Origin of the sequence: Cupriavidus alkaliphilus, assembly GCF_014191175.1 — a bacterium.
Taxonomy (GTDB): domain Bacteria; phylum Pseudomonadota; class Gammaproteobacteria; order Burkholderiales; family Burkholderiaceae; genus Cupriavidus; species Cupriavidus alkaliphilus.
The window spans coordinates 111,556-138,205 of record NZ_JACHWE010000004.1; the positions used below are offsets into that span (position 1 = coordinate 111,556).

Annotated in this window: 22 protein-coding genes; 15 read left to right on the forward strand and 7 right to left on the reverse strand. The window is 68.2% G+C overall.

Going from position 1 to position 26,650, the window contains the following annotated elements; all coding sequences use genetic code 11:
• Positions 1 to 8: 8 nt before the first annotated feature.
• The 7 genes from FHX60_RS15375 to FHX60_RS15405 form a co-directional block, all read right to left on the reverse strand.
• Positions 9 to 1,046, reverse strand: coding sequence for an XdhC family protein (locus FHX60_RS15375; protein WP_183283849.1), 1,038 nt, complete (start codon positions 1,044 to 1,046; stop codon positions 9 to 11).
• Positions 1,019 to 1,576 carry an SRPBCC family protein gene (locus tag FHX60_RS15380; protein ID WP_092307626.1) on the reverse strand — a complete coding sequence of 186 codons (558 nt, stop codon included), beginning with the start codon at positions 1,574 to 1,576 and terminating at the stop codon, positions 1,019 to 1,021. Before FHX60_RS15380 ends, FHX60_RS15375 begins: the two co-directional genes overlap by 28 nt.
• A complete protein-coding gene (locus FHX60_RS15385) occupies positions 1,567 to 2,817 on the reverse strand; it encodes a vWA domain-containing protein (protein WP_183284045.1) in 1,251 nt (416 codons plus the stop codon). Before FHX60_RS15385 ends, FHX60_RS15380 begins: the two co-directional genes overlap by 10 nt.
• Before the next feature lie 9 nt (positions 2,818 to 2,826).
• Positions 2,827 to 3,723, reverse strand: a complete 897-nt coding sequence (locus tag FHX60_RS15390; RefSeq protein ID WP_116369461.1) for an AAA family ATPase — start codon at positions 3,721 to 3,723, stop codon at positions 2,827 to 2,829.
• Between the two features lie 99 nt (positions 3,724 to 3,822).
• The gene (locus FHX60_RS15395; protein ID WP_183283850.1) at positions 3,823 to 4,623 is read right to left on the reverse strand and encodes an FAD binding domain-containing protein; all 801 of its coding nucleotides are present in this window, start codon (positions 4,621 to 4,623) and stop codon (positions 3,823 to 3,825) included.
• Positions 4,624 to 4,649: 26 nt separating this feature from the next.
• Positions 4,650 to 7,031, reverse strand: a complete 2,382-nt coding sequence (locus FHX60_RS15400; protein ID WP_183283851.1) for a xanthine dehydrogenase family protein molybdopterin-binding subunit — start codon at positions 7,029 to 7,031, stop codon at positions 4,650 to 4,652.
• A gap of 11 nt (positions 7,032 to 7,042) precedes the next feature.
• Complete coding sequence (locus FHX60_RS15405) at positions 7,043 to 7,531, reverse strand: (2Fe-2S)-binding protein (protein ID WP_112773795.1); 489 nt, start codon at positions 7,529 to 7,531, stop codon at positions 7,043 to 7,045.
• Positions 7,532 to 7,850: 319 nt separating this feature from the next.
• Between FHX60_RS15405 and FHX60_RS15410 the strand changes: the two genes are divergently transcribed.
• The 15 genes from FHX60_RS15410 (at position 7,851) to FHX60_RS15480 (ending at position 26,565) form a co-directional block, all read left to right on the forward strand.
• On the forward strand, positions 7,851 to 8,429 hold the full coding sequence (locus tag FHX60_RS15410) for a YqaA family protein (protein ID WP_092307636.1): 579 nt from the start codon (positions 7,851 to 7,853) through the stop codon (positions 8,427 to 8,429).
• 181 nt (positions 8,430 to 8,610) lie between these two features.
• Positions 8,611 to 12,585, forward strand: coding sequence for a DUF3683 domain-containing protein (locus tag FHX60_RS15415; RefSeq protein ID WP_112773794.1), 3,975 nt, complete (start codon positions 8,611 to 8,613; stop codon positions 12,583 to 12,585).
• Positions 12,586 to 12,617: 32 nt separating this feature from the next.
• On the forward strand, positions 12,618 to 13,055 hold the full coding sequence (locus tag FHX60_RS15420) for an HIT family protein (RefSeq protein ID WP_062796744.1): 438 nt from the start codon (positions 12,618 to 12,620) through the stop codon (positions 13,053 to 13,055).
• 129 nt (positions 13,056 to 13,184) lie between these two features.
• Entirely contained in the window at positions 13,185 to 15,050 is a 1,866-nt protein-coding gene (locus tag FHX60_RS15425) for an ABC transporter ATP-binding protein/permease (RefSeq protein ID WP_112773792.1), read from the forward strand.
• Between the two features lie 79 nt (positions 15,051 to 15,129).
• Complete coding sequence (locus FHX60_RS15430; RefSeq protein WP_092307640.1) at positions 15,130 to 15,546, forward strand: gamma-butyrobetaine hydroxylase family protein; 417 nt, start codon at positions 15,130 to 15,132, stop codon at positions 15,544 to 15,546.
• A gap of 31 nt (positions 15,547 to 15,577) precedes the next feature.
• Positions 15,578 to 16,309 carry a bifunctional demethylmenaquinone methyltransferase/2-methoxy-6-polyprenyl-1,4-benzoquinol methylase UbiE gene (gene ubiE / locus FHX60_RS15435; RefSeq protein WP_092307641.1) on the forward strand — a complete coding sequence of 244 codons (732 nt, stop codon included), beginning with the start codon at positions 15,578 to 15,580 and terminating at the stop codon, positions 16,307 to 16,309.
• 73 nt (positions 16,310 to 16,382) lie between these two features.
• The gene (locus FHX60_RS15440; protein WP_183283852.1) at positions 16,383 to 17,357 is read left to right on the forward strand and encodes a Tim44 domain-containing protein; all 975 of its coding nucleotides are present in this window, start codon (positions 16,383 to 16,385) and stop codon (positions 17,355 to 17,357) included.
• A gap of 127 nt (positions 17,358 to 17,484) precedes the next feature.
• Complete coding sequence (locus FHX60_RS15445; RefSeq protein WP_183283853.1) at positions 17,485 to 18,219, forward strand: ubiquinone biosynthesis accessory factor UbiJ; 735 nt, start codon at positions 17,485 to 17,487, stop codon at positions 18,217 to 18,219.
• A 67-nt stretch (positions 18,220 to 18,286) separates the two neighbouring features.
• Positions 18,287 to 19,864 (forward strand): ubiquinone biosynthesis regulatory protein kinase UbiB, encoded by a 1,578-nt coding sequence (gene ubiB / locus FHX60_RS15450; RefSeq protein ID WP_183283854.1) that lies wholly within the window; start codon positions 18,287 to 18,289, stop codon positions 19,862 to 19,864.
• A gap of 36 nt (positions 19,865 to 19,900) precedes the next feature.
• A complete protein-coding gene (locus tag FHX60_RS15455; protein ID WP_112773788.1) occupies positions 19,901 to 20,536 on the forward strand; it encodes a methyltransferase domain-containing protein in 636 nt (211 codons plus the stop codon).
• A gap of 339 nt (positions 20,537 to 20,875) precedes the next feature.
• A complete protein-coding gene (locus tag FHX60_RS15460; protein ID WP_183283855.1) occupies positions 20,876 to 22,312 on the forward strand; it encodes a high affinity choline transporter 1 in 1,437 nt (478 codons plus the stop codon).
• A gap of 167 nt (positions 22,313 to 22,479) precedes the next feature.
• Positions 22,480 to 22,824 carry an FmdB family zinc ribbon protein gene (locus FHX60_RS15465; protein WP_183283856.1) on the forward strand — a complete coding sequence of 115 codons (345 nt, stop codon included), beginning with the start codon at positions 22,480 to 22,482 and terminating at the stop codon, positions 22,822 to 22,824.
• 13 nt (positions 22,825 to 22,837) lie between these two features.
• Positions 22,838 to 23,560 carry a DUF502 domain-containing protein gene (locus FHX60_RS15470; protein ID WP_092307655.1) on the forward strand — a complete coding sequence of 241 codons (723 nt, stop codon included), beginning with the start codon at positions 22,838 to 22,840 and terminating at the stop codon, positions 23,558 to 23,560.
• A 65-nt stretch (positions 23,561 to 23,625) separates the two neighbouring features.
• Positions 23,626 to 25,434 carry an aspartate--tRNA ligase gene (gene aspS / locus FHX60_RS15475; RefSeq protein ID WP_112773785.1) on the forward strand — a complete coding sequence of 603 codons (1,809 nt, stop codon included), beginning with the start codon at positions 23,626 to 23,628 and terminating at the stop codon, positions 25,432 to 25,434.
• A gap of 219 nt (positions 25,435 to 25,653) precedes the next feature.
• A complete protein-coding gene (locus tag FHX60_RS15480) occupies positions 25,654 to 26,565 on the forward strand; it encodes a hypothetical protein (RefSeq protein ID WP_092308380.1) in 912 nt (303 codons plus the stop codon).
• Positions 26,566 to 26,650: the final 85 nt, after the last annotated feature.

The window sequence follows — 26,650 nt, forward strand, 5'->3', positions numbered from 1 at the left end:
CGGGGTCGTCAGGCAGGATCGGGCGCCACGGCGCAGCTGCTGCCGGTACTGGCGGCCATTTCGCGCGCGGCCTTGGCGCCTTCCACCTGCAGGATGTCGGGCAGCGAGACATGGTTCTTGGCCGCGATCACCTCGGCCAGGATCGAGATCGCGATCTCCGGCGGCGTGCGGCTGCCGATATAGATGCCCACGGGCCCATGCAGGCGGGCCAGCTGCAGCTCGGTGAGGTCGAATTCCTTGAGCCGTTCGCGGCGCGCCTGGTTGTTGCGGCGTGACCCCAGCGCGCCCACATAGAACGCGCGGGTGCGCAGCGCTTCCATCAGCGCCAGGTCGTCCAGCTTGGGGTCGTGCGTCAGCGCGATCACCGCGCAGCGCTCGTCCAGCTTCATGTCGGTGACGGTGTCGTCCGGCATGGTGCGCACCATGGTGACGCCCGGGATGTCCCAGGTCTCGGTGTACTCCTCGCGCGGGTCGCAGACGGTGACCTGGAAGCCCAGGCCGACGGCGATCTGGCACAGGTACTTGGACAGCTGCCCGGCGCCGATCACCAGCATGCGGTAGCGCGGGCCGTGGATGGTCAGCAGGGTCTTGCCGTCGAACGCCAGCCCGTCGGTGGCGTTGGCCGGGCCCAGCGAGGCCACGCCCGTGGTCATGTCCAGCGTGCGTGCGACCAGCCGGCCGTTTTCCACGGCATCGAGCAATTCGGCGATGCCGCTGGCCGGCTTGAGCGGCTCGGCCACGAGCTCGATGGTGCCGCCGCACGGCAGGCCAAAGCGGTGCGCCTCCTCGGCGCTGATGCCGTACTTGATCGCTTCGGGGCGGTCCGAGGTGATGCCTTGGCGGCGCACGCGGTCGATGATGTCGTCCTCGATGCAGCCGCCCGAGACCGAGCCCACTACCACGCCGTCGTCGCGCACCGCCAGCATCGCTCCCTCGGGCCGGGGCGACGAGCCCCAGGTGCGCACTACCGTTACCAGCAGCACGCGATGGCCTTGCTGCTGCCACTGCAGGCTGTTCTTCAGGACTTCGAGATCCACGCTGTCCATGATCGTTTCCGCTTCGCTTGCTCTGTCGGTTCGTTATCGCCGGCGGCTGCGGCGGGGGCGCCCTCGGCCGCTGGCGTGCTGTCTGTGGCGTCAGGGGTGACGGCTTCGGTGAAGCGCGCAAAGAAGGTGTCAGCCATCTTGCGTGCCGCGGCGTCCACCAGCCGCGAGCCGATCTGTGCGATCTTGCCCCCCACCTGCGCGTTGACGGTATAGGTCAGGACAGTTTCATCGCCGTCTGGTTCCAGCCGGACCCGGGCGCTGCCCTTGCCGAAGCCCGCCGCGCCACCCTGGCCGTCGAAACGGATGGTGTAGCTGTCGGGCGCCTGGATGTCTTCCAGCGCCATGCGGCCCTTGAAGCGCGCCTTGACCGGGCCCACCGCGGCCGTCATGGCCAGCAGGTAGGCGTGGTCGCCGTCGGGCTCGATACTCTCACATCCGGGGATGCATTGCTTGAGCAGCTCGGTGTCGTTGAGCGCTTCCCATGCCACCTGCTGCGGGACCGGCAGGCGCTGGCTCTGGTTCATTTCCATGGCGGGGCTTCCTTGTGGGGCGTGGCGGGAGCGGCGGCCCGGGCCGGGCCGCCGTGGTCGGACAGCAGCGTCTCGAGCGCCAGCAGGCTGTCCAGGTTATGGGCCGGGCGCAGCGCGTCGACGTGCGGCAGGATGGTCTGCACGCCACGCGCCTGCGGCGCGAAGCCGGGGTAGCGCAGCAGCGGATTGAGCCAGACGATGCGGTGCGCAAAGCGGCGCAGCCGCGCCATCTCTTCGCCCAGCAGGTCGATCTGCTCGTGGTCGAGGCCGTCGGTGACCAGCAGCACGGTGGCGCGCCCGGACAGCGTGCGCCGCGCCCAGTGGCGGTTGAAGCTCGCCAGCGCCGCGCCGATGCGGGTGCCGCCGGCCCAGTCGCGCACCTGGCCGGTGATGACGGCGACGGCCTCGTCCGGGTCGCGTTCGCGCAGCGAGCGGGTGATGTTGGTCAGCCGCGTACCGAACAGGAATACCGCCAGCCGTTCGCGCGACTGCATCAGCGCGTGGCAGAAGTACAGCACCGCGCGCGAGTACTGGCTCATCGAGCCGGAGATATCGAGCAGCAGCACCAGCGGCGGCTTGCGCTCGGCATGCTTGCGGAATTTCCAGCGCAGCCACTCGCCATGCTGGCGCACCGCCAGGCGCGCGCTGGCGCGCAGGTCGGCGTGGGTGCCGCAGGTGGCGGCGCGCAGCCGGCGCGTGCGCTGCAGCGCCAGGCGGGCGCGGCGGGTGCGCACCAGGTGCTGCAGCGCGCGCCATTCCTGTGCGGTCAGGGTCTCGAAATCGCGCTGCGCCAGGCGCTCCTGTTCGGAGAAGGTCAGCGGCACGTGGATGCGTTCGGCCTCGGTCTGCGCCGGGCGCGACTGCGTTTCTGGCTGGCGCGCGGCCAGCGCATCGGCCAGCCGGTTGCTGCGTTTGGGCGGCGGCGCGCCCGCGTCGACGCGCGGCAGCAGCAGCGCGCGCAGCTTGCCTTCCCAGTCGGGGTCGCGCCAGAACAGGTCGAAGGCCGCATCGAACAGCGGCCGCTGGTCGGGGCCGGACAGCACCAGCGCCGCCAGCGCGGCGCGCACCTCGTCGCGCTGGCCGATATCGACCAGCCGCAGCGCGGCCAGGGCATCGACCGCGTGCGCCGGAGACAGCGCAAAGCCGCCGTCGCGCAGCAGGCGCATGAAGTGGGTGACGTTGCGCGCCAGCACCGGCAGTCCCGCGGGCGGACCGCCGCTGCGCGCGCCAGCGTGCAGCATCGGCACGGCTCAGCCTCCGGGCGTGGCGCCCGCCAGCAATTCCGCCACGGTGGGGCCGTCGACGCGCGCCAGGTCGTCCTGGTACTTGAGCAGCACGCCCAGCGTATCGCGCACGGACTGCGGATCGAGTTCGGTGGTGCCCAGCGCGGCCAGCGCACGGCACCAGTCGATGGCCTCGGCGATGCCGGGCGCCTTGAACAGGTCGATGCCGCGCAGCCGGTGCACGAAATCGATCGCCTGCGCCTGCAGCGCGGCCGCGGCCTCGGGCGCGCGCGCCGCGACGATCTGCAGCTCGCGCTCGCGCTCCGGATAGCCAACCCATTGGTACAGGCAGCGGCGCTTGAGCGCGTCATGCACCTCGCGCGTGCGGTTGGAGGTGATCACGATCAGCGGCGGGCGCTCGGCGCGGATCACGCCGATTTCCGGGATCGACACCTGGAATTCGGACAGGATCTCCAGCAGGAAGGCTTCGAAGGGTTCGTCGGCCCGGTCGATCTCGTCGATCAGCAGCACGCGCGGCACCCCGGGCGCGGCGGGGTCGGGCAGCAGCGCCTCCAGCAGCGGGCGCTTGAGCAGGTAGTCGTCGTGGTACAGCGATTGCGCCTCCGGCCGCTCGCCGCGGGCTTCGGCCAGCCGCAGCGCCATGATCTGGCGCGGGTAGTCCCATTCATACAGCGCGCTGGCGGCGTCGAGGCCCTCATAGCATTGCAGCCGCAGCAGCCGCGTGCCGAGCACGCCTGCCATTGCCTGCGCCAGTGCGGTCTTGCCGACGCCGGGCTCGCCTTCCAGGAACAGCGGCCGCTGCATGCGCAGGGCAAGGTAGAGCACCGTGGCGGTTTCGCGGTCGGCGAAGTATTGCTGGTGTTCGAGCTGGGCGAGGGTGTCGTCGATGGAGGTGGGGAGCATGGGGCGTTCTTGTTTGCCGACGCAACCAAACGCGCCGTCGGTTTGCTCCCCTCTCCCGCGCGCTGGAGAGGGGAGACAACATGCGGCAGTGGAGAAACGCTAACCCTTCAGCGCCGCCTCCACCGCTCTCGCCGCCAGCACCGGAATCAAATGCGCCCGGTATTCCGCCGACCCATGCAGGTCGCTGTTCAGACGTCCCGCATCGACCTTCACCCCGCGCGCCGCCGGCGCGGTGAAATTCGCCGACAGCGCCTGCTCCAGCGGCTGGCAACGAAACACGCTGTCCGCCGCGCCCGTGACCGCGACGCGCACCGCGTTGCCAGTGCGCGCCACCAGCACGCCCACCAGCGCGAAACGCGACGCCGGATTGGCAAACTTGGTGTAGGCGGCCTGGTCCGGTATCGGGAAGCGTACGGCGGTGATCAGCTCGTCCGCTTCCAGCGCGGTCTCATAGAGGCCCTTGAAGAAGTCGTCGGCCGCGATGCTGCGACGGTCGGTGACCACGGTCGCGCCCAGTCCCAGCACGCCGGCCGGGTAGTCTGCCGCAGGATCGTCATTGGCCAGCGCGCCGCCGATGGTGCCCATCGCGCGCACCTGGCGGTCGCCGATGCCGCCGGCCAGCGCCGCCAGCGCCGGGATGCGCTGGCGCACCTCGGCGTTGGCTTCGACGTCGGCATGGCGCGCGGCGGCGCCGATAACGATCTCCTTGCCTTCGACGCGGATCTCGGCCATGCCGGGGATACGCGCGACGTCGACCAGCGTCGACGGCGATGCCAGCCGCAGCTTCATCGCCGCCAGCAGGCTCTGGCCGCCGCCGAGGAACTTGGCGTCGGGATCGGCCTTGAGTTTGGCGACTGCCGCCTTGGCATCCGCGGCGCGTTCAAAGTTGAATGCGTACATGTCGGTTTCCTTTGCGGTGCGGTGGCTCAGGGCTGGGGCTGCGCGGCCTGGATCGCCTGCCACACGCGATGCGGCGTGGCGGGCATCTGCACGTCCTTCACGCCCAGCGGCGACAGCGCATCGACCAGCGCGTTGATGAACGCCGGCGGCGAGCCGATCGCGCCGGCCTCGCCGCAGCCTTTCACGCCCAGCGGGTTGTGCGTGCACGGCGTGCCGCTGGCGGTCTCCACGGTAAAGTCAGGCAGGTCGCCGGCGCGCGGCATGGCGTAGTCCATGTACGAGCCGGTCAGCAGCTGGCCGCTGTCGTTGTCGTAGACGCACTGCTCCAGCATGGCCTGGCCCAGCCCCTGGCCGATGCCGCCATGCACCTGGCCCTCGACGATCATCGGGTTGATGATGTTGCCGAAGTCGTCGACCGCGGTGAACTTGACCACCTGCGACGCGCCGGTGTCGGGATCGACCTCCACCTCGCATACATAGGCGCCGGACGGGTAGGTGAAGTTGGTCGGGTCGTAGAAGGCGTTCTCGTTCAGGCCCGGCTCCAGCTTGTCGAGCGGGTAGTTGTGCGGCACGTAGGCGCTCAGCGCGACCTCGCCGAAGGTCTTGGTGCGGTCGGTGCCGGCCACGCGGAACACGCCGTTGCTGAACTCGATGTCGCTGTCCGACGCCTCCAGCAGGTGCGCGGCGATCTTCTTGGCCTTGGCCTCGATCTTGTCGAGCGCCTTGACGATGGCCGAGCCGCCCACCGCCAGCGAGCGCGAGCCGTAGGTGCCCATGCCGAACGGCACGCGCCCGGTGTCGCCATGCACGATCTCGACCTGGTCGAGCTGCAGCCCGAGGCGGTCCGCCACCACTTGCGCGAAGGTGGTCTCGTGCCCCTGGCCATGGCTGTGCGAGCCGGTGAAGACGGTCACCGTGCCGGTGGGATGCACGCGGATCTCGCCCACCTCGAACAGGCCCGCACGCGCGCCGAGCGCGCCGGCGATGTTGGAAGGCGCCAGCCCGCAGGCTTCGATATAGCAGGAATAACCCAGGCCGCGCAGCTTGCCGCGCTGCCTGGCCTCGTCGCGCCGCGCCGGGAAGCCCTTGACGTCGGCCAGCTCCTGCGCGCGCGCCAGGCAGGGCTCGTAGTCGCCGGTGTCGTAGGTCAGGCCGACCGGGGTCGCGTAGGGGAACTGGCGGATAAAGTTCTTGCGGCGCAGTTCGGCCGGATCGAGGTTCAGCTCGCGCGCGGCGGTTTCGACCAGGCGCTCGACCACGAAGGTCGCTTCGGGCCGCCCCGCGCCGCGGTAGGCGTCGACCGGCGCGGTGTTGGTGAACACCGCCTTGACCTCCGCATAGATCGCCGGGGTGGCGTACTGGCCGGCCAGCAGCGTCGCATAGAGGATGGTCGGCACGCTGCTGGCGAAGGTCGACAGGTAGGCGCCCATATTGGCGACCGTATGCACCCGCATCGCCAGGAACTTGCCGTCGGCGTCGAGCGCCAGCTCGGCCGTGGTGACGTGGTCGCGGCCATGCGCGTCGGTCAGGAAGGACTCGCTGCGATCCGCGGTCCACTTGACCGGCCGCCCCACCTTCTTCGAGGCCCAGGTCAGCGCCACGTCTTCCGGGTACAGGAAGATCTTGGAGCCGAACCCGCCGCCGACGTCGGGCGCGATGATGCGCAGCCGCGATTCCGGCAGCCCCAGCACGAACGCGCCCATCAGCAGGCGCTCGACATGCGGGTTCTGGCTGGCCACGTAGACGGTGTAGCTGTCGTCCTGGCGCGCATAGCTGGCGTTGACCGCGCGCGGCTCGATCGCGTTGGGGATCAGCCGGTTGTTGACGATCTCCAGCGTGGTCACGTGCGCGGCCCTGGCGAAGGCGGCGTCGGTGGCGGCCTTGTCGCCGTGGCCCCAGGTGTAGCAGGTGTTGGCCGGCACGTCGTCGTGCACCAGCGTCGACGCCAACGCGGCATCGGCGGCGCCGACCACGGCCGGCAGCTCTTCGTAGTCGACGTCGATCTGCTCGGCGGCGTCGCGCGCCTGCTGCAAGGTCTCGGCAATCACCAGCGCCACCTGGTCGCCGACGTGGCGCACCTTGTCGTGGGCGATCACCGGGTGTGGCGGCTCTTTCATCGGCGTGCCGTCGATGCTGTGGATCAGCCAGCCGCAGGGCAGGCCGCCGACCTTGTCGGCGGCGAGCTCGGCGCCGGTCAGCACCGCGATCACGCCGGGCGCGGCTTGCGCCGCGCTCGTGTCGATGGCGCGGATGCGCGCGTGCGCGTGCGGCGAGCGCAGGAAGTACCCGTAGCTCTGCTGCGGCAGCACGATGTCGTCGGTGTACTGGCCGTTGCCGGTCAGGTAGCGATAGTCTTCCTTGCGCTTGACGGAGGCGCCCACCAGGCGCTGGTTCTCGGGTGCGTTCATGGCGGTCTCCCTCATTCGGCGCTGGACTGCATGCCGGCCTGGCCCTGCTGCACCGCGCGCACGATATTGTGGTAGCCGGTGCAGCGGCACAGATTGCCCTCCAGGTGCTTGCGGATGGTGGCGGCGTCGGCATCGGGATGTTCCTGGACGAGTGCGGTCGCGCTCATCACCATGCCGGGGGTGCAGAAGCCGCATTGCAGCCCGTGGCATTCGCGGAAGGCCTCCTGCATCGGATGCAGGCCGTTGCCGACCTTGTCCCCGGCCAGGCCTTCGATGGTGGTCACGGTGGCGCCGTCCGCCTGCAGCGCCAGCAGGTTGCACGACTTGACCGCGCGGCCGTCCAGGTGGACCGTGCAGGCGCCGCATTGCGCGGTGTCGCAGCCGACGTGGGTGCCGGTCAGGCGCAGCTGTTCGCGCAGGAACTGGACCAGGAGGGTGTTGGGTTCTACCTGCGCGTCAACGGGCTTGCCGTTGACCGTCAGGCGGATCGGAATCGCCATGCTTGTCTCCATGTGGGGTGGACGCGCATGACCAATACCCAGATCCCAAGGCAACTGCGCGGGACTGGCCACGACGCGGTACTGCCGCTTAAGACGGCTATAGGACGGCTAATTCGTGATATTGGTGCTGCCGCTGCAACTGCTGTTGGTGCGCCAGCGAACCTTGCGGCCGGCGCATCGGCACGGCCGGCGAACGTTTGGCCGCGACAGGCTCTAACAGTTAATCACAAATCCCGCACAGGTGCCATGTGGTTTGCCCGCGCCCCGTTTGGGGCACGGCCCGCTAGAATGAGCCGCGCCACCGGCCCTGTCCCCTTACATGGAAGCCTTCTTCGACTGGCTGTTTGAAACCATTGCCTTGCCCAAGGTAGGCCTGCCCGCGATCTTCGTGGTCAGCCTGGTGTCGGCCACCTTGCTGCCGCTCGGCTCCGAGCCCGCCGTGTTCGGCTACGTCAAGCTCAATCCGCAGATGTTCTGGCCGGCGATCCTGGTGGCCACCGCCGGCAATACCGTCGGCGGCGCGATCGACTGGTGGCTGGGCTACGCCGCCAAGCTGGCGCTGGTGCGCTACCACAAGCGGCGCCGCGCGCGCGAGCACGAGGCCGAGCACCTGGAGCACCGCGCGCACGCGCGCAAGCCGCCCAAGCCCAAGCTCGATGCCCGCTACTTCCGCTGGATGCGCCGGCTGGGCCCGCCCACGCTGCTGCTGTCGTGGCTGCCCGGCGTTGGTGATCCGTTGTGCACTTTGGCGGGCTGGCTGCGCCTCTCGTTCTGGCCCAGCCTGGCCTGGATGGCGGTCGGCAAGTTCCTGCGCTACCTGGTCATGACCGCCGGGCTGATGTGGATTCCGGACACTTTCTGGCAGAACATTGCGCACACGGTAAAGGCCTGGTTCTGATTCCGGCCACGGCCGGGACCGTTATGCGGGGCGCATCCGGCGCCCCGGACACACGCTAATCCCTTGTTCCGACAAGGATTCCGTCATGCTGCGGTGCGGCGAAAGCAGGGCTTGCAGTACAATCGCCCTTTAATGAACGATTCGCGCACTGTCCCCGTGCGCAGCAGGAAGCGGTCCCCCAATGAACGCCCCACTCGTGCTCGACGCCAAGCTCGCCGCGCAGGACGCCCCGCCGCGCCTGCGTGAAATCCCCTATAACTACACGTCCTTCTCGGACCGCGAGATTGTCATCCGGCTGCTCGGCGAGGAAGCCTGGCGCATCCTGGACGAGCTGCGCAGCGAGCGCCGCACCGGCCGCTCCGCCCGCATGCTGTACGAGGTGCTGGGCGATATCTGGGTGGTGCGCCGCAACCCCTACCTGCAGGACGACCTGCTGGAAAATCCCAAGCGCCGCCAGATGCTGGTGAGCGCGCTGCACCACCGCCTGAACGAGATCGAGAAGCGCCGCGCCGCCGACCGTGCCGAGCACGCCGAGCCCGCCGCCGAGGACCGCTCGCACCGCGTGGAGCAGCTGGTCGCGTTCGCCAAGCAGGCGATCGAGGACTTCAAGAACGAATTCGCCGCCGCCTACGACCTGCGCAAGCGCGCGCAGCGCGTGCTGGGCCGCGTCACGCAGAAGGACAACATCAAGTTCGATGGCCTGTCGCGCGTGTCGCACGTGACCGATGCCACTGACTGGCGGGTGGAATATCCGTTCGTGGTGCTGACCCCGGATACCGAGGAAGAGATCGCCGGCCTGGTCAAGGGCTGCTTCGAGCTGGGCCTGACCATCATCCCGCGCGGGGGCGGCACCGGCTACACCGGCGGCGCCGTGCCGCTGACGCCGATGAGCGCGGTGATCAATACCGAGAAGCTGGAGCAGCTGGGGCCGGTCGAGCAGACCGACCTGCCGGGCGTGTCGCACAAGGTGGCGACCATCTTCTCCGGCGCCGGCGTGGTGACGCGCCGCGTCGCCGATGCCGCCGACCGCGCCGGCCTGGTGTTCGCGGTCGACCCGACGTCGATCGACGCCTCGTGCATCGGCGGCAATGTCGCCATGAACGCCGGCGGCAAGAAGGCCGTGCTGTGGGGCACCGCGCTCGACAACCTGGCCTGGTGGCGCATGGTGGACCCGGAAGGCAACTGGCTGGAAATCACCCGGCTGGACCACAACCTGGGCAAGATCCACGACGTGCCGGTGGCCACCTTCGAGCTGAAGTGGTCGGACGGCAACCGCGCCCCGGGCGAGAAGATGCTGCGCACCGAGACGCTCGCGATCGAAGGCCGCAAGTTCCGCAAGGAAGGCCTGGGCAAGGACGTCACCGACAAGTTCCTGGCGGGCCTGCCCGGCGTGCAGAAGGAAGGCTGCGACGGCATCATCACCAGCGCGCGCTGGATCCTGCACCGCATGCCCAAGCACATCCGCACCGTGTGCCTGGAGTTCTTCGGCCAGGCGCGCGACGCCATCCCCAGCATCGTCGAGATCAAGGACTTCCTTGACGCCGAGACCAAAAAGCCGGGCGGCGCCATCCTCGCCGGCCTCGAGCACCTGGACGAGCGCTACCTGCGCGCGGTCGGCTACGCCACCAAGAGCAAGCGCAACGCCTTCCCGAAGATGGTGCTGATCGGCGATATCGTCGGCGACGATGAAGACGCCGTGGCGCGCGCCACCTCGGAAGTGATCCGCATGGCCAACGGCAAGAGCGGCGAAGGCTTTATCGCCGTCAGCCCCGAGGCCCGCAAGAAGTTCTGGCTCGACCGCTCGCGCACCGCCGCGATCGCGAAGCACACCAACGCCTTCAAGATCAACGAAGACGTGGTGATCCCGCTGAACCGCATGGGCGAGTACACCGACGGCATCGAGCGCATCAATATCGAGCTGTCGATCAAGAGCAAGCTCAAGCTGGTCGACACGCTGGAAGCGTTCTTCGCGCGCGGCAACCTGCCGCTGGGCCGCAGCGACGACGCCAACGAGATCCCCAGCGCCGAGCTGCTGGAAGACCGCGTGCAGCACGCGCTGACGCTGCTGCGCGAGATCCGCGCGCGCTGGCGCTACCTGCAAGCCCATCTCGACACGCCGCTGGCGCAGGCCAAGGCCTCGCTGATCGGGCACGGGCTGGGCCTGCTGGGCCAGGAATTCGAGGCGCGGCTGCACCAGCAGCCGCACGCCAACGTGTTCCACCTGCTGCAGGACCGCACCATCCGCGTCTCGTGGAAGACCGAGATCCGCGCCGAGCTGCGCAAGATCTTCAACGGCGGCGAGTTCAAGCCGATCCTCGACGAAGCCCAGAAGATCCACAAGCAGGTGCTGCGCGGCCGCGTCTTCGTGGCGCTGCATATGCATGCCGGCGACGGCAACGTGCACACCAACATCCCGGTCAACTCGGACGACTACGACATGCTGCAGGACGCGCACCGCGCGGTGGCCCGCATCATGGACCTGGCGCGTTCGCTGGACGGGGTGATCTCGGGCGAGCACGGCATCGGCATCACCAAGCTGGAGTTCCTCACCGAGGAAGAGATCGGCGACTTCCGCGCCTACAAGCAGAAGGTCGACCCGCAGGGCCGCTTCAACAAGGGCAAGCTGCTGCCCGGCGCCGACCTGCGCAACGCCTACACGCCGTCGTTCGGGCTGATGGGGCACGAGTCGATCATCATGCAGCAGAGCGACATCGGCGCCATCGCCGAGAGCGTCAAGGACTGCCTGCGCTGCGGCAAGTGCAAGCCGGTGTGCGCCACCCACGTGCCGCGCGCCAACCTGCTGTACAGCCCGCGCAACAAGATCCTGGCGACCTCGCTGCTGGTCGAGGCCTTCCTGTACGAGGAGCAGACCCGCCGCGGCATCTCGGTCAAGCACTGGGACGAGTTCTCCGACGTGGCCGACCACTGCACCGTGTGCCACAAGTGCGTGACGCCGTGCCCGGTCAAGATCGACTTCGGCGACGTGTCGATGAACATGCGCAACCTGCTGCGCAAGATGGGGCAGAAGAAGTTCAACCCCGGCACCGCGGCGTCGATGTTCTTCCTCAACGCCACCAGCCCCGAGACCATCAACCTGACCCGCAAGGTCATGATCGACTGGGGCTACAAGGCGCAGCGCCTGGGCAACGACGTACTGAAGAAGATCGCCAAGAAGCAGACCGCGCATCCGCCCGCGACGGTGGGCAAGCCGCCGGTGCGCGAGCAGGTGATCCACTTCATCAACAAGAAGATGCCGGGCAACCTGCCCAAGAAGACCGCGCGCGCGCTGCTCGACATCGAGGACAACGAGATCGTGCCGATCATCCGCGATCCCAAGGCGACCACGCCGGAATCGGAAGCGGTGTTCTACTTCCCGGGCTGCGGCTCGGAGCGGCTGTTCTCGCAGGTGGGGCTGGCGACGCAGGCGATGCTGTGGCACGTCGGCGTGCAGACCGTGCTGCCGCCGGGCTACCTGTGCTGCGGCTATCCGCAGCGCGGCAACGGCCAGTACGACAAGGCCGAGAAGATCGTCACCGACAACCGCGTGCTGTTCCACCGCGTGGCCAACACGCTGAACTACCTCGACATCAAGACCGTGGTGGTCAGCTGCGGCACCTGCTACGACCAGCTTGCGGGCTATGAATTCGACAAGATCTTCCCGGGCTGCCGCATCATCGACATCCACGAGTACTTGCTCGAGAAGGGCGTCAAGCTGGAGGGCGTGACCGGTACGCGCTACATGTACCACGATCCCTGCCACACCCCGATCAAGACGGTCGATCCCACCAAGCTGGTCAACGACCTGATGGGCGGCAACGCCGGCCTGGGCAAGATCGAGAAGAACGAACGCTGCTGCGGCGAGTCGGGCACGCTGGCGGTGACGCGCCCGGACATCTCGACCCAGGTCCGCTTCCGCAAGGAAGAAGAGATGACCAAGGGCGCCGACAAGCTGCGCGCCGACGGCTTTACCGGCGACGTCAAGATCCTGACCAGCTGCCCGTCGTGCCTGCAGGGCCTGTCGCGCTACAAGGAAGATGCGTCGGTGCAGGCGGATTACATCGTGATCGAGATGGCGAAGCACCTGCTGGGCGAGAACTGGATGCCCGAGTATGTGGCCAAGGCCAATGCGGGCGGGATCGAACGGGTGCTGGTGTAAAGGCTGAAGCAGCACGAAAGGGAACGCGCCGCATGATCAAGAGCCCGAACTGCCCCCTCTGCGAAACCGATGGCGGCGAACTGGTCTGGATGGGCGACCGCGCCCGCCTGATCCTGGTCGAGCATGACCGCTTTCCCGGCTTCTGCCGCATCGTCTGGAACGACCATGTGGCCGAACTGAGCGACCTGGACGAGGGCGACCAGGCCTGGCTGATGCGGCTGGTGGCGCGCGTCGAGCGCGTGGTGCGCGAGGTGATGGCGCCCGACAAGGTCAACCTGGCGGCGTTCGGCAACATGGTGCCGCACCTGCACTGGCACATCATCCCGCGCTACCGCTGGGACACGCATTTCCCCGAGGCGATCTGGGCCGCGCCGCAGCGCGCGGCGGATCCCGTGCGCGTGCAGGAACTGGCCAGCCGGCTGCCGGCGCTGCGCACGGCGCTTGCGCTGGTCGAAGCGGGCGACGCCTGAAGCCGGGCGCGGAACCGCGCCGGCAGGCAACCGTCTGAATGCTGATGCCGCCGCGGTCGCGCCTGCGCCGCGGCACCAGAACAACAGGCCCGGCCACGAAGCGCGCTGGCGGGCCAGAAAGCTGCCGCTATGTCCTCGACCCCGACTTCCGTCACCGTACCGGGCCCGGCCGTTCCCGCCCGGGCCCTCAAGATCCAGAGCCGGCTGCGCATGGCCGCGACCTGGGCGCTGATCAAGCCCTACTGGAAATCCGAAGACCGCCTAGCCGGGCTGGGGCTGCTGGCGCTGGTGGTGGTGCTCAACCTGGGCATCGTCTATATCAACGTGCTGCTCAACGAATGGAACCGCGTGTTCTACAACGCGCTGGAGCAGCGCGACTATGCCTCGTTCAAGGTGCTGCTGCTGCGCTTCTCGTGGATCGCCGGCTTCTATATCGTCGCCTTCCTGTCCCGGCAGTACTACACGATGATGCTGCAGATGCGCTGGCGTACCTGGATGACCGGCCGGTTCATGGACCGATGGCTCGGTTACCAGGCCTACTATCGTATCGAGCAGACCCATACAACGGACAACCCCGACCAGCGGATTGCGGACGACCTGCGCCTGTTCACCGATGGAGGTTTGTCGTTGTCGCTGGGGCTGCTCAACTCGGTAGTGACGCTGATTTCCTTTGTCGGCATCCTCTGGACGTTGTCCGGTCCGATCAGTCTGGCGCTTGGGGGCACCGAGGTCGTGATCCCAGGCTACATGGTTTGGTTTGCGGGCGCCTATGCCGTGGTGGGGTCGCTGGTGGCGCACTTCGTCGGGCGTCCGCTCATCGGCCTGAACTTCCAGCAAGAACAGTACGAGGCAGATTTCCGCTTCACACTCGTGCGTCTGCGTGAGAACAGTGAACCAGTGGCGCTGTATCGAGGCGAACCGACCGAGAAGGCCGGCCTGCGCGCACGCTTCGACCGCATCCGCGCCAACTGGAACCAGTTGATGCTGTACACGCGGCGGCTGAACTTTGTCAGCGCGGGCTACGCGCAGTTCGCCATCATCTTCCCGATCCTGGTGGCGGCGCCGCGCTACTTTGCCGGCAAGATGACGCTGGGTGGGCTGATGCAGATCAGTTCCGCATTTGGCCAGGTACAGGGTGCATTGTCATGGTTCGTCGACAGCTACGCCACGCTGGTGGGCTGGAAGGCGGCAGCCAACCGCCTGATCGACTTCCAGGAAGCCATCCGCATGGCCGAGCGGCAGGAGGCAGCGCAGGACGGCAGCCGCGACATCGAGGTGGGGTACGACGGCAAGCCGCAGGACGGCATCGCCATCGACAGCCTGGCGCTGGCGTTGCCGGTGCGCGCCGCGCGCGGCGCGGCAGTGGGCCAGCGGCCGCTGGTGGCGCCGTTCTCGCTGGCGGTGGCGCCGGGCGAGCGCTGGCTGGTCAGCGGCCCGTCGGGCTGCGGCAAGAGCGTGCTGTTCCGCGCGCTCGCCGGGATCTGGCCGTACGGCAGCGGCACCGTGACCATGCCGGAAGGCGCGCGCCGGCTGTTCCTGCCGCAGCGCAGCTACCTGCCGATCGGCACGCTGGCCGATGCGCTGGCCTACCCGGACGCCGGCACCGAGCACAGCAAGGACGTCCTGCAGGCGGCGCTGCGCCAGACCCGCCTGGCGGCGCTGGCGGACCAGCTCGACGTGTTCGACAACTGGTCGCTGCGGCTGTCGCCGGGCGAGCAGCAGCGCCTGGCCTTTGCGCGCGCGCTGCTGCAGCGGCCGGACTACCTGTTCCTCGACGAAGCCACCAGCGCGCTGGATGAAGACACCGAACGCGCCATGTACCAGTTGATGGTGGAGCAGCTGCCGCAAACGGCGATCGTCAGCATTGCGCACCGCAGCACCGTGGCGGCCTTCCACCAGCGCCGGCTGCGCTACGTGCCGCAGGACGCCGACGCGGCCCGGGCTGCGCAAGCCGGCGAGCCTGGGGTAAGCTATCGGGTCGTATGCGAAGCGTGATGCGGGGCTGCCGCGGCAGCCGGCGCGGCATCATGCGGCAATCACCCTCACAAGCGCCCGTCACCGGGCCGCGATCACCATGGCAGGCCTGGAAAAAGACACCCCCCATCCCACCGCGCTGACGGTGCACACGCAATCGCGCGTGCTCGAGATCGGCTTCGACAACGGCCGCAGCTTCCGGCTGCCGTTCGAGCTGCTGCGCGTGTACTCGCCCTCCGCCGAAGTCCAGGGCCACGGCCCGGGCCAGGAGGTGCTGCAGACCGGCAAGCGCGAGGTCGGCGTCGAGGCGGTCGAGCCGGTCGGCAACTACGCCATCCAGATCCGCTTCTCCGACGGCCACGACACCGGCATCTATTCCTGGGACCTGCTGTACCGCCTGGGCGACAACCAGGACGCGCTGTGGCAGGACTACCTGCAGCGCCTGGAAGCGGCCGGCGCCGATCGCGACACCCCGATGCCCGCCGCCGGCGGCGGGCACGCCTGCGGCCATCACTGAGCCGCCCCCGACAATCCTGGAGTCTTGAAAGATGAGTGAAACCCACTTCGGGTTCGAAAAGGTCGACGAAACGGAAAAGGCCGACAAGGTTGCCGGCGTGTTCCATTCGGTGGCCAGCAAGTACGACGTGATGAACGACCTGATGTCGGGCGGCATGCACCGGCTGTGGAAGATGTTCACCATCGCGCAGGCGGGGGTACGCCCGGGCCACAAGGTGCTGGACATCGCCGGCGGCACCGGCGACCTGGCCAAAGCGTTCGCGAAGCAGGCCGGCCCGACCGGGCAGGTCTGGCTGACCGATATCAACGAGTCGATGCTGCGGGTGGGCCGCGACCGGCTGCTGAACAAGGGCATCGTCACGCCGGTGGCGCTGTGCGACGCCGAGAAAATCCCGTTCCCCGACAATTACTTCGACCTGGTCACGGTCGCCTTCGGCCTGCGCAACATGACGCACAAGGACGCCGCGCTGGCCGAGATGCGCCGCGTGGTCAAGCCGGGCGGCAAGGTCATGGTGCTGGAGTTCTCCAAGGTCTGGAAACCGCTGGAGAAGGCCTACGACGTCTATTCTTTCAAGGTGCTGCCGTGGCTGGGCCAGCGCGTGGCAGGGGATGCCCCGAGCTATCGCTATCTCGCGGAATCGATCAGAATGCATCCAGACCAGGTTTCGCTTGTACGCTTAATGGAACATGCGGGCCTGGAAAATGTCGAATACTTCAATCTGACGGCCGGAGTGGTGGCGCTCCATGTCGGACGCAAGTATTGAGAACACTTGATAGAACACTTGAAATCGCCATGCTCACCCGTATATGGGTGAAACTGACAGGGGATAACAGCATATGTCGTCAATTCGTGGAAAATTCCTGGTGGGGTCGCTGGTCACGGCGCTGGCCGTCGGCATGGCCTTCGACGCCGAGGCCAAGCGCATGGGCGGCTCGCGCAGCATTGGCAAGCAGTCTGAGTCGGTGACCCAGCGCCAGCAGACCCAGCCCACTTCGCCCACGCAACAGGCGCAGCAACCTGCACAGCAGGCGGCGCCGGCCACCGCCGGCGCAGCCGGCGCGGCCGCGGCCGCGGCGCCCAAGCGCAACTGGGGCGGCATCCTGGGCGGCATCGCCGCCGGCCTGGGCATCGGCTGGCTGCTGTCGCACTTCGGCCTGGGCGGCGCGGCGCTGACCTTCCTGTCCAACCTGATCCTGATCGCGCTGGTGGCGTTCGCCGCAATCTGGCTGATCCGCAAGTTCCGCGGCAGCAAGCGCACTGCTCAGCCGGCCTATGCCGGTGCCGGCGGCGCGCCGAACCTGGGCCGCAACGCGGAGCCGATGTTCCGCGGCGAGCCGACGCCGGCTGCCGGCAATGTGTCGGGCAGCCCGGTCCTGCCCGCTGCTGGCGCCGCTGCCGCCGCTGGCGCCGGTCCGGTGACCCAGCAGCCGTGGGGCGTGCCGGCCGACTTCGACGCCGAATCGTTCCTGCGCAACGCCAAGGTCCACTTCGTGCGCCTGCAGGCCGCATGGGATGCCGGCAACCTGGACGATATCCGCGAGTTCACCACGCCGGAGATGTTCGCCGAGATCAAGATGGACCTGGCCGAGCGCGGCGCCGAGGTCAACAAGACCGACGTGGTCACGCTCGAAGCCCAGCTGCTCGGCATCGAGTCGGCGCCGGCCCAGCACCTGGCCAGCGTGCGTTTCTCGGGCATGATCCGCGAGAAGGCGGGCGAGGCGGCGCAGCCGTTCGGCGAGGTCTGGAACCTGGCCAAGCCGGTCTCGGGCAGCGGCGGCTGGCTGCTGGCCGGGATCCAGCAAGAGTCCTGATGCCGCACCCCGCGGCGGTGATGCGCCGGGGGGAGTAGCTTAGAATGGAGGCCCACGCGAAAGCGTGGGCCTTTTTGTTTGGGACGCGAGCCCCGCGCGTCGCCGCCTGCCCGCCAACCGCGCCGTCATGAATACTCTGCCTTCCGCCCTGGCCACGCCCGCCATCTCGGCACTGAACCACCTGCTCGAGCAGGAGCCGTGGGCCCGCAACCAGCTGGCGCCGTTTGCCGGACGCGTGATCCGTTTCGATGCCGCCGCCTTCGAGCTGTCGCTGAAGGTGACCGAGCACGGCTGCACGGAACTGGCGCCCGCGGCCGAGGCGCCCGCGGTGACGCTGCGCGTGCCGGTGCAGCAGTGGCCGCTGGTGGCCGCCGACGTGGCCGAAGGCGGCCAGGCCGCCGCCATGCGCCACGTGCGCATCGAGGGCGACGCCGAGCTGGCCAATACCGTTTCGGCGCTGGCGCGCAACCTGCGCTGGGATGCCGCCGAGGACCTGTCGCGCGCGCTGCGCGGCATCCTGGGCGGGCCGGTCAGCGACAGCGTGGCGCAGCGCGTGGTCGACGGCGCGCGCCAGGTCCACGAGCAGGCCACGCGCGTGGGCCGCGCGCTGGTGGACAACGTCACCGACTACCTGCTCGACGAACGGCCGACCCTGGTGCGCCACGCCGCGCTGGACGACTTCGGCACCGACGTAAGCCGCCTGCGCGACCGCCTGGCGCGGCTGGAGAAGCGGCTGGAGCGCCTGGAGCGGGGCGGCACGCCGGGCGTGTCCGGCCCGTCCGGCCCATCCGGCCCATCCGGCCCATCCGGCCCATCCGGCCCATCCGGCCCATCCGGCAAGCTGCCGTCGCCGCATCGCTGAGCCGGCCCAGCCGCGCTTCCTTCCGATCCTCCCCTGACTGCCTGCCCGGCCCCGTGAAGACTCCCGAATGACCCGCCTCCTGCGCCTTGGCAAGATCCTTTTCGTCATCCTCTACTACGGCCTGGACGAGCTGGTGCTCTCGGGCTTCAACAGCCGCAGGATCCGCTTCCTGGTACGGGTCATCACCATCGGCCGCAAGCTCGACATGCCGCGCGGCGTGCGGCTGCGGCTGGCGCTGACGCGGCTGGGACCGATCTTCGTCAAGTTCGGCCAGGTGCTGTCGACCCGGCGCGACCTGATGCCGCCGGACATTGCCGACGAACTCGCCAAGCTGCAGGACCAGGTGCCGCCGTTCGATTCGGCGGTGGCGGTCAGGATCATCGAGCGCTCGCTCGGGCGGCCGCTGGACCAGCTGTTCGAGACCTTCGAGCACCAGCCGGTGGCCAGCGCCTCGATCGCGCAGGTGCACTTCGCCACGCTCAAGGGCGGCCCCTGCCACGGGCGCGAGGTCGCGGTGAAGGTGCTGCGCCCCGGCATGCTGCCGGTGATCGACAGCGACCTGGCGCTGATGCGCGACATGGCCACCTGGCTGGAACGCTTCTGGGCCGACGGCAAGCGCCTGAAGCCGCGCGAGGTGGTGGCCGAGTTCGACAAATACCTGCACGACGAGCTCGACCTGATGATCGAGGCGGCCAACGCCAGCCAGCTGCGCCGCAACTTTGCCGATACCAGCCTGCTGCTGGTGCCCGAGGTGTTCTGGGACTGGTGCAGCAGCACGGTGTTCGTGATGGAGCGCATGCACGGCATCCCGATCTCGCGCACCGAATCGCTCAAGGCCGCCGGCGTCGACATGCACCAGCTGGCGGAGGAGGGCGTCGAGATCTTCTTCACCCAGGTGTTCCGCGACGGCTTCTTCCATGCCGACATGCACCCGGGCAACATCCTGGTGTCGGTGCAGCCCGAGACCTTCGGCCGCTATATCGCGCTGGACTTCGGCATCGTCGGCGCGCTGTCGGAATTCGACAAGAACTACCTGGCGCAGAACTTCATCGCCTTCTTCCGCCGCGACTACCACCGCGTGGCGCTGCTGCACGTGGAGTCGGGCTGGGTCCCGCCCGAGACCCGCGTCGAAGAACTCGAAAGCGCGGTGCGCGCCTGCTGCGAGCCGTACTTCGACAAGCCGCTGAAGGAAATCTCGCTGGGCATGGTGCTGATGCGGCTGTTCCAGACCTCGCGCCGCTTCAACGTCGAGATCCAGCCGCAGCTGGTGCTGCTGCAGAAGACCCTGCTCAATATCGAAGGCCTGGGCCGCCAGCTCGATCCGGACCTGGACCTGTGGAAGACCGCCAAGCCGTTCCTGGAGCGCTGGATGCACGAGCAGGTCGGCTGGCAGGGCGCGTGGGAGCGGATCAAGGTAGAGGCGCCGCTGTGGGCCAAGATGCTGCCCGATTTCCCGCGCCTGGCGCACCAGTTCCTGGAGCGGCGCGCGCTCACCAGCAACGGCGAGCAGGACAAGCTGCTGGCGATGCTGGTGCTGGAGCAGCGCCGCACCAACCGGCTGCTCGGCACGGCGGTGCTGCTGGTGGGCGGCTTTGTCGCCGGCATCGTGCTGACCCACGTGCTGGGCTGGTCGGGCTACTGGTAGGCGCCGGTCAATAGAACAACGGACGGAGGCAGACCCATGAGCGATACCACCAGGCCAGTGCCCAGCTTCGCCACGCGCGATGCCGGGGATCCGGCGTTCTGGGACGAACGTTTCAAGGAGGGCTTCACGCCCTGGGACCTGGGCGGCGTGCCCGAGGAATTCCGCCGCTTTATCGAGGGCCGCGCGCCGTGTCCCACGCTGGTGCCAGGCTGCGGCAACGGCTGGGAGGCCGCCTGGCTGTTCGAGCGCGGCTGGCCGGTGACGGCGATCGACTTCTCGCCGCAGGCGGTGGCGTCGGCGCGGCGCGCGCTCGGGCCGGCCGGGGCGGTGGTGCATCAGGGCGATTTCTTTGCCTTTACGCCGCAGCCGGCGTGCGAACTGATCTACGAGCGCGCCTTCCTGTGCGCGCTGCCGCCGGCGCTGCGCGCGGCCTATGGGGCGCGCGTGGCCGAGCTGCTGCCGCCGGGCGGGCTGCTGGCTGGCTACTTCTACCTGGGCGAGAACCGCGGCGGGCCGCCGTTCGCGATGCCCCAGGCGGAGCTCGATGCGCTGCTGGCGCCGGCCTTCGAGCGCATCGAGGACCGGCCCTCGGCCGCGCCGCTGCCGGTGTTCCAGGGGCAGGAGCGCTGGCAGGTATGGCGCCGGCGCGGCGGTTTGAACCCTGTTTTGTGATGATTTGGCGATTTCCTCCGTCATTCCCGCGCAGGCGGGAATCCAGCGTCTTTTGAAGTCACTGGGTTCCCGCCTGCGCGGGAACGACGGGACGTGGCGCATTTGTGCCACCGGGAATTTTTTTCGCCCGCGCCGGTCTGCGTCGCTATAATCCGCGTTTTGATTCGGCTACGACCGCGGGCCCCCGCCGCGTTGCCCGCCTCGTCGGGACAGCGCCAGGCACCCCGATATGCGGCCCCGACCGATGAATTGGACTCCGGGCCCCGTGCGCCACCCCGCGCCCAGCCGCCCGGCATTCGGTTTCTCGCCACAAGGGCACCTTCTGCATAGGGCAGCGGCATGCTGATCTGGTTTGTCATCATCTACTGGGTAATCTCGGTCGGCATCGGCCTGTGGGCGGCGCTGCGCGTGCGCAACACCACCGATTTCGCCGTCGCCGGGCGCAGCCTGCCGTTCCACATCGTCACGGCCACCGTCTTCGCCACCTGGTTTGGCTCGGAGACGGTGCTGGGCATCCCTGCCGTGTTCCTGAAGGAAGGCCTGTCCGGCGTGGTGTCCGATCCGTTCGGGTCATCGCTGTGCCTGATTCTGGTGGGCCTGTTCTTTGCCCGGCCGCTGTACCGGATGAACCTGCTGACCATCGGCGATTACTACCACAACCGCTATGGCCGGCTGGCCGAGGTGCTGACCACGCTGTGCATCGTGGTCTCGTACCTGGGCTGGGTGGCGGCGCAGATCAAGGCGCTGGGGCTGGTGTTCTATACCGTGTCGGACGGCGCGCTGTCGCAGGAGGCCGGCATGATGATCGGCGCGGCCAGCGTGCTGGTCTATACGCTGTTCGGCGGCATGTGGTCGGTGGCGATCACCGACTTTATCCAGATGATCATCATCGTGATCGGCATGATGTATATCGGCTACGAGGTCAGCGGCCAGGCCGGCGGCGTCACCGCGGTGGTGTCGCACGCGGCCGCGGCCGGCAAGTTCGAATTCTGGCCGGCGCTGGACTTCGTGCAGATCATCGGCTTTGCCGCGGCGCTGTTCACCATGATGCTGGGCTCGATCCCGCAGCAGGACGTGTTCCAGCGGGTGACTTCGTCGCGCACCGAGCAGATCGCCGGACGCGCCTCGGTGCTGGGTGGCGTGCTGTACTTCGGCTTCGCCTTTATCCCGATGTTCCTGGCGTACTCGGCCACGCTGATCGACCCGGGCATGGTGGCCAGGTACATCGACACCGACTCGCAACTGATCCTGCCGCAGCTGATCCTGCAGCACGCGCCGATGTTCGCCCAGGTGATGTTCTTTGGCGCGCTGCTGTCGGCGATCAAGAGCTGCGCCTCGGCGACGCTGCTGGCGCCGTCGGTGACCTTTGCCGAGAACATCCTGCGCCCGTACTTCCGCCATCTCGACGACAAGCAGTTCCTGCGCGTGATGCAGGCCGTGGTACTGGTGTTCACCACGCTGGTGACGCTGTTCGCGCTGAATTCGCACCTGTCGATCTTCCATATGGTCGAAAATGCCTACAAGGTCACGCTGGTGTCGTCCTTCGTGCCGCTGGCCTTCGGCATGTTCTGGAAGCACGCCACCCGCCAGGGCGGGCTGGCGGCCATCCTGCTGGGCCTGTCGTCCTGGCTGACTTGCGAGATCGCCTTTGCCGATGCCGTGGTGCCGCCGCAGATGGTGGGGCTGCTGTTCTCGATCAGTGGCATGGTGATCGGTTCACTGCTGCCGCAGTGGATTGCAGATCACGCGCCGGTCAAGGAAGTCCATATCGCCTGACGGCGCGGGGGGTGCCACCCCCCTTATTTCCGCCGATCAGGCAGCCCCGGAACGGTTTATAATTCAAGGCTTTGCATCGCCGCGCGGGATATTCCCGCACCGCCGCCATGGCTCGGGGCGATGCCAGTCCTGGTACCGATTCCCAAGTTTTCTCGCGAAATAACACCATGCCGATCTATGCCTACCGTTGCGACGCCTGCGGCCACGGGCGCGATGTGCTGCAGAAAATGAGCGATGCCCCGCTGACGGACTGCCCGTCGTGCGGCGCCGCCGGCGCGTTCAAGAAGCAGCTGACCGCTGCCGGCTTCCAGCTCAAGGGCTCGGGCTGGTACGTGACCGACTTCCGCGGCGGCAGCGGCGGCGCCAGCGCGCCCGCGGCCACCGGCGCGACCGGTGGCGCCGCGGCTGCGGCCAGCGCGCCGGCGGCGGCTGAATCGTCGTCGGGCGGCACCGCTGCGGCAACCTCGGCCCCGGCCGCCGGCGGCTGCGGCAGCGCCTGCGCCTGCCACTGAGCCGGACCCGCCCGTGGTAGCCAAGAAGACTTCCGCTCTCAAGACCTGGTTCCTGACCGGGCTGCTGGTGCTGGTGCCGCTGGGCATCACGCTGTGGGTGCTGAGCCTGATCATCGGCACGATGGACCAGAGCCTGGCGCTGCTGCCGGAAGCCTGGCGGCCGGACCGGCTGATGTTCGGCAAGCGCGTGACCGGCCTGGGCGCGATCCTGACGCTGCTGTTTATCCTGCTGGTCGGGCTGCTGGCGCATAACTTCATCGGCCAGCGCCTGGTGCGCTGGTGGGAAGCGCTGCTGGGCCATATCCCGGTGGTGGGGCCGATCTACACCAGCGTCAAGCAGGTCTCGGACACGCTGCTGTCGTCGTCGGGCAATGCCTTCCGCAAGGCGCTGCTGGTGCAGTACCCGCGCGAGGGCTCGTGGACCATCGCCTTCCTGACCGGGCGTCCCGGCGGCGACGTGCAGAACCACCTGCAGGGCGAATACGTCAGCGTCTACGTGCCGACCACCCCCAATCCGACCTCGGGCTTCTTCCTGATGATGCCCAAGGCCGACACCATCGAACTCGACATGACCGTCGACGCCGCGCTCAAGTACATCGTCTCGATGGGCGTGGTGGCACCGGCGGAATTGCCGCGCAAGAACGGCAGCGCGCCCCGGCCGGCTGCCCCGTCCAGTGCGGCCAGTCCGGCCGGCAGGTCCAGCAGCGAGGAACCGGTCCGCACGACCGATCCTTGAGCCTCCAAACTGATCACGGGCTGCCCGATCGCATCGGGCAGCCGCGTTTTACCGGGAATCTCCTTATGTCCTCCATGCGTACTCACTACTGCGGTCTGGTGACCGAACAATTCTCGGGCCAGGAAGTGGCCCTGACCGGCTGGGTCCAGCGCCGCCGCGACCATGGCGGCGTGATCTTCATCGACCTGCGCGACCGCGAGGGCCTGGTGCAGGTGGTGTGCGACCCGGATCGCCCCGAGATGTTCAAGGCCGCGGAAGAGATCCGCAACGAGTTCTGCATCCGTGTCACCGGCAAGGTGCGCCCGCGCCCGGCCGGCACCGAGAACGCCAACCTGACCTCGGGCAAGATCGAGGTGCTGTGCCACGAGCTGACGGTGCTGAACCCGTCGGTCACGCCGCCGTTCCAGCTCGATGACGACAACCTGTCGGAAACCACCCGCCTGACGCACCGCGTGCTCGACCTGCGCCGCCCGCAGATGCAATACAACCTGCGCCTGCGCTACAAGGTGGCGATGGAAGTGCGCAAGTTCCTCGACGCGCAGGGCTTCATCGACATCGAGACCCCGATGCTGGGCAAGAGCACGCCCGAAGGCGCGCGCGACTACCTGGTTCCGTCGCGGGTGAACCCGGGCCACTTCTTCGCGCTGCCGCAATCGCCGCAGATCTTCAAGCAGATGCTGATGGTGTCGGGCTTCGACCGCTACTACCAGATCACCAAGTGCTTCCGCGACGAAGACCTGCGCGCCGATCGCCAGCCCGAATTTACGCAGATCGACTGCGAGACCTCGTTCCTGACCGAGCAGGAGATCCGCGACCTGTTCGAGGACATGATGCGCACGGTGTTCAAGAACGCCATCGACGTCGACCTCGACGCCCGGTTCCCGGTGATGGAGTTCCGCGAGGCCATGGCGCGCTTCGGCTCGGACAAGCCTGACCTGCGCGTCAAGCTGGAGTTCACCGAGCTGACCGAGGTGATGAAGGACGTCGACTTCAAGGTGTTCTCGGGCCCCGCCAACAGCGACAACGGCCGCGTGGTCGGCCTGCGCGTGCCGGGCGGCGGCGCCATCTCGCGCGGCGAGATCGACGCCTACACCCAGTTCGTCGGCATCTACGGCGCCAAGGGCCTGGCCTGGATCAAGGTCAACGAAGTGGCCAAGGGCCGCGACGGGCTGCAGTCGCCGATCGTCAAGAACCTGCACGACGCCGCCATTGCCGAGATCCTGAAGCGCACCGGCGCGCAGGACGGCGACATCATCTTCTTCGGCGCCGACAAGGCCAAGGTGGTCAACGACTCGATCGGCGCGCTGCGCCTGAAGATCGGCCATTCGGACTTCGGCAAGGCCAACGGCCTGTTCGAGGACGCCTGGAAGCCGCTGTGGGTGGTGGACTTCCCGATGTTCGAGTACGACGAGGAAGACGCGCGCTGGGTGGCGATGCATCACCCGTTCACCAGCCCCAAGGACGAGCACCTGGAATACCTTGAGACCGACCCGGGCAAGTGCCTGGCCAAGGCCTACGACATGGTGCTGAATGGCTGGGAAATGGGCGGCGGCTCGGTGCGGATCTTCCGTTCGGACATCCAGAGCAAGGTGTTCCGCGCGCTCAAGATCAACGACGAGGAAGCCCGCGCCAAGTTCGGCTACCTGCTCGACGCGCTGCAGTACGGCGCGCCCCCGCACGGCGGCCTGGCCTTCGGCCTGGATCGCATCGTCACCATGATGGCCGGCGCCGACTCGATCCGCGACGTGATCGCCTTCCCCAAGACCCAGCGCGCCCAGGACCTGCTGACGCAGGCGCCGAGCTCGGTCGACGAGAAGCAGCTGCGCGAACTGCATATCCGTCTGCGCACCGCCGAGCCCAAGCCCAACGCCTGACGGTTCCGGGTGGCCCCGGCCGCAAGAAAGCCGCGCGATTGCGCGGCTTTTTTTCTTTATGCGCAATGCCGGCGCGCGGCGCATTGGTTTCGATTTGTTACCGGTCGGAACGATGGGGGCGGCAGGCCGGTCTTCTCCCTTTGATCCGTAATTCGACACGCAATTTGCCGAGGGGCCCTGTCATGAAGGTTCCCGGCACTCGGGAGGAAATTCGTGAACCTGAACCTGGATACCGAACTGATCCGCCAGTTCCTGCTGGCTCACCAGGAAACCATCCTGACCTGGCTGGCAGCGGGGCTGATCATGATGCTGCTGGCCCGTTTCGAGCTGCGCCGTGCCCAGCGCCGCGCGGCGCAGGCCATGTCCGAATCGGTGGCCACCACCGTGGCCGCGTGCGTGCCGGATATCGCCCATGCGGTGCAGGCGGCGTCGCCCCAGGCGGCGGCCGAGCCGGTCGAGATGCAGCGCGCCGAAGCCTTGCGCCGGCTGGCGCTGGACACCGTCGGCGTGGTGATGACGCGCGGGCGCTGGCTGGATGAGCTCGGCAACCTGCGCCTGGCGGACGACGCCCTGCTTGCCGGCCAGCGCGCCGACGGCGCCGATCCGCTGCTGGTGGTGGCGCCGCAACCGGTGGTGCAGGCCTACCTCGATGCGCAGCGCGTGTTCGAGGACGAGGCCGCGCAGGTGCAGGCGCTGCGCCGCGACGCCCAGCGCGTGCAGGAGGCGCTGCAGGCGCTGGACGCCGAGGTGGCCCATATCGAGCAGGAAACCGGCAGCATCGTGCTGCGCTTCGAGCAGGTCAACGCGCAGGCGGCGCAGGGCATGGATGGCGGCGATTACCAGCGCTTCCTGATCCAGAAGTACAACACGCTCGGCCAGCGCGAGAAGGAAATCGCGCAGGAGCGCACGCGGCTGCAGGGCGAAGCGCGGCTGCGCGCCGAGGCCCTGGCCACCCACGCGCATGCCGCCTCCAAGCGCTACCGCCACGCGCTGGCGCCGCTGATGGAGCAGCTGCGCGCGGCCTGGGGTCATGGCGAATCGCCGCAGGTGTTCGACACCTGGCAGCGCCACGGCAGCACCGAGCCCTACCTGGCCCCGCACGGCATGCAGGGCGCGCGCAGCGCCGCCTGATCCGTCCGGAAGTTGCGGCGCCCGCGCACAGGCGCCGCGGCGCTTTCCCGTGGCAAGCGCGCGCGCCTGCGCTATCCTTGGGTTT

What these genes read in the sequence shown, in the direction of transcription:
- FHX60_RS15405 (WP_112773795.1), bottom strand. Translation starts at nt 7,531, where the DNA reads ATGGCGATTCCGATCCGCCTGACGGTCAACGGCAAGCCCGTTGACGCG.
- FHX60_RS15460 (WP_183283855.1), top strand. Translation starts at nt 20,876, where the DNA reads ATGCTGATCTGGTTTGTCATCATCTACTGGGTAATCTCGGTCGGCATC.
- FHX60_RS15390 (WP_116369461.1), bottom strand. Translation starts at nt 3,723, where the DNA reads ATGCTCCCCACCTCCATCGACGACACCCTCGCCCAGCTCGAACACCAG.
- FHX60_RS15375 (WP_183283849.1), bottom strand. Translation starts at nt 1,046, where the DNA reads ATGGACAGCGTGGATCTCGAAGTCCTGAAGAACAGCCTGCAGTGGCAG.
- ubiE (WP_092307641.1), top strand. Translation starts at nt 15,578, where the DNA reads ATGAGTGAAACCCACTTCGGGTTCGAAAAGGTCGACGAAACGGAAAAG.
- FHX60_RS15385 (WP_183284045.1), bottom strand. Translation starts at nt 2,817, where the DNA reads ATGCTGCACGCTGGCGCGCGCAGCGGCGGTCCGCCCGCGGGACTGCCG.
- FHX60_RS15415 (WP_112773794.1), top strand. Translation starts at nt 8,611, where the DNA reads ATGAACGCCCCACTCGTGCTCGACGCCAAGCTCGCCGCGCAGGACGCC.
- FHX60_RS15455 (WP_112773788.1), top strand. Translation starts at nt 19,901, where the DNA reads ATGAGCGATACCACCAGGCCAGTGCCCAGCTTCGCCACGCGCGATGCC.
- FHX60_RS15395 (WP_183283850.1), bottom strand. Translation starts at nt 4,623, where the DNA reads ATGTACGCATTCAACTTTGAACGCGCCGCGGATGCCAAGGCGGCAGTC.
- FHX60_RS15380 (WP_092307626.1), bottom strand. Translation starts at nt 1,576, where the DNA reads ATGGAAATGAACCAGAGCCAGCGCCTGCCGGTCCCGCAGCAGGTGGCA.
- FHX60_RS15430 (WP_092307640.1), top strand. Translation starts at nt 15,130, where the DNA reads ATGGCAGGCCTGGAAAAAGACACCCCCCATCCCACCGCGCTGACGGTG.
- FHX60_RS15465 (WP_183283856.1), top strand. Translation starts at nt 22,480, where the DNA reads ATGCCGATCTATGCCTACCGTTGCGACGCCTGCGGCCACGGGCGCGAT.
- FHX60_RS15410 (WP_092307636.1), top strand. Translation starts at nt 7,851, where the DNA reads ATGGAAGCCTTCTTCGACTGGCTGTTTGAAACCATTGCCTTGCCCAAG.
- aspS (WP_112773785.1), top strand. Translation starts at nt 23,626, where the DNA reads ATGTCCTCCATGCGTACTCACTACTGCGGTCTGGTGACCGAACAATTC.
- FHX60_RS15425 (WP_112773792.1), top strand. Translation starts at nt 13,185, where the DNA reads ATGTCCTCGACCCCGACTTCCGTCACCGTACCGGGCCCGGCCGTTCCC.
- FHX60_RS15440 (WP_183283852.1), top strand. Translation starts at nt 16,383, where the DNA reads ATGTCGTCAATTCGTGGAAAATTCCTGGTGGGGTCGCTGGTCACGGCG.
- ubiB (WP_183283854.1), top strand. Translation starts at nt 18,287, where the DNA reads ATGACCCGCCTCCTGCGCCTTGGCAAGATCCTTTTCGTCATCCTCTAC.
- FHX60_RS15445 (WP_183283853.1), top strand. Translation starts at nt 17,485, where the DNA reads ATGAATACTCTGCCTTCCGCCCTGGCCACGCCCGCCATCTCGGCACTG.
- FHX60_RS15400 (WP_183283851.1), bottom strand. Translation starts at nt 7,031, where the DNA reads ATGAACGCACCCGAGAACCAGCGCCTGGTGGGCGCCTCCGTCAAGCGC.
- FHX60_RS15420 (WP_062796744.1), top strand. Translation starts at nt 12,618, where the DNA reads ATGATCAAGAGCCCGAACTGCCCCCTCTGCGAAACCGATGGCGGCGAA.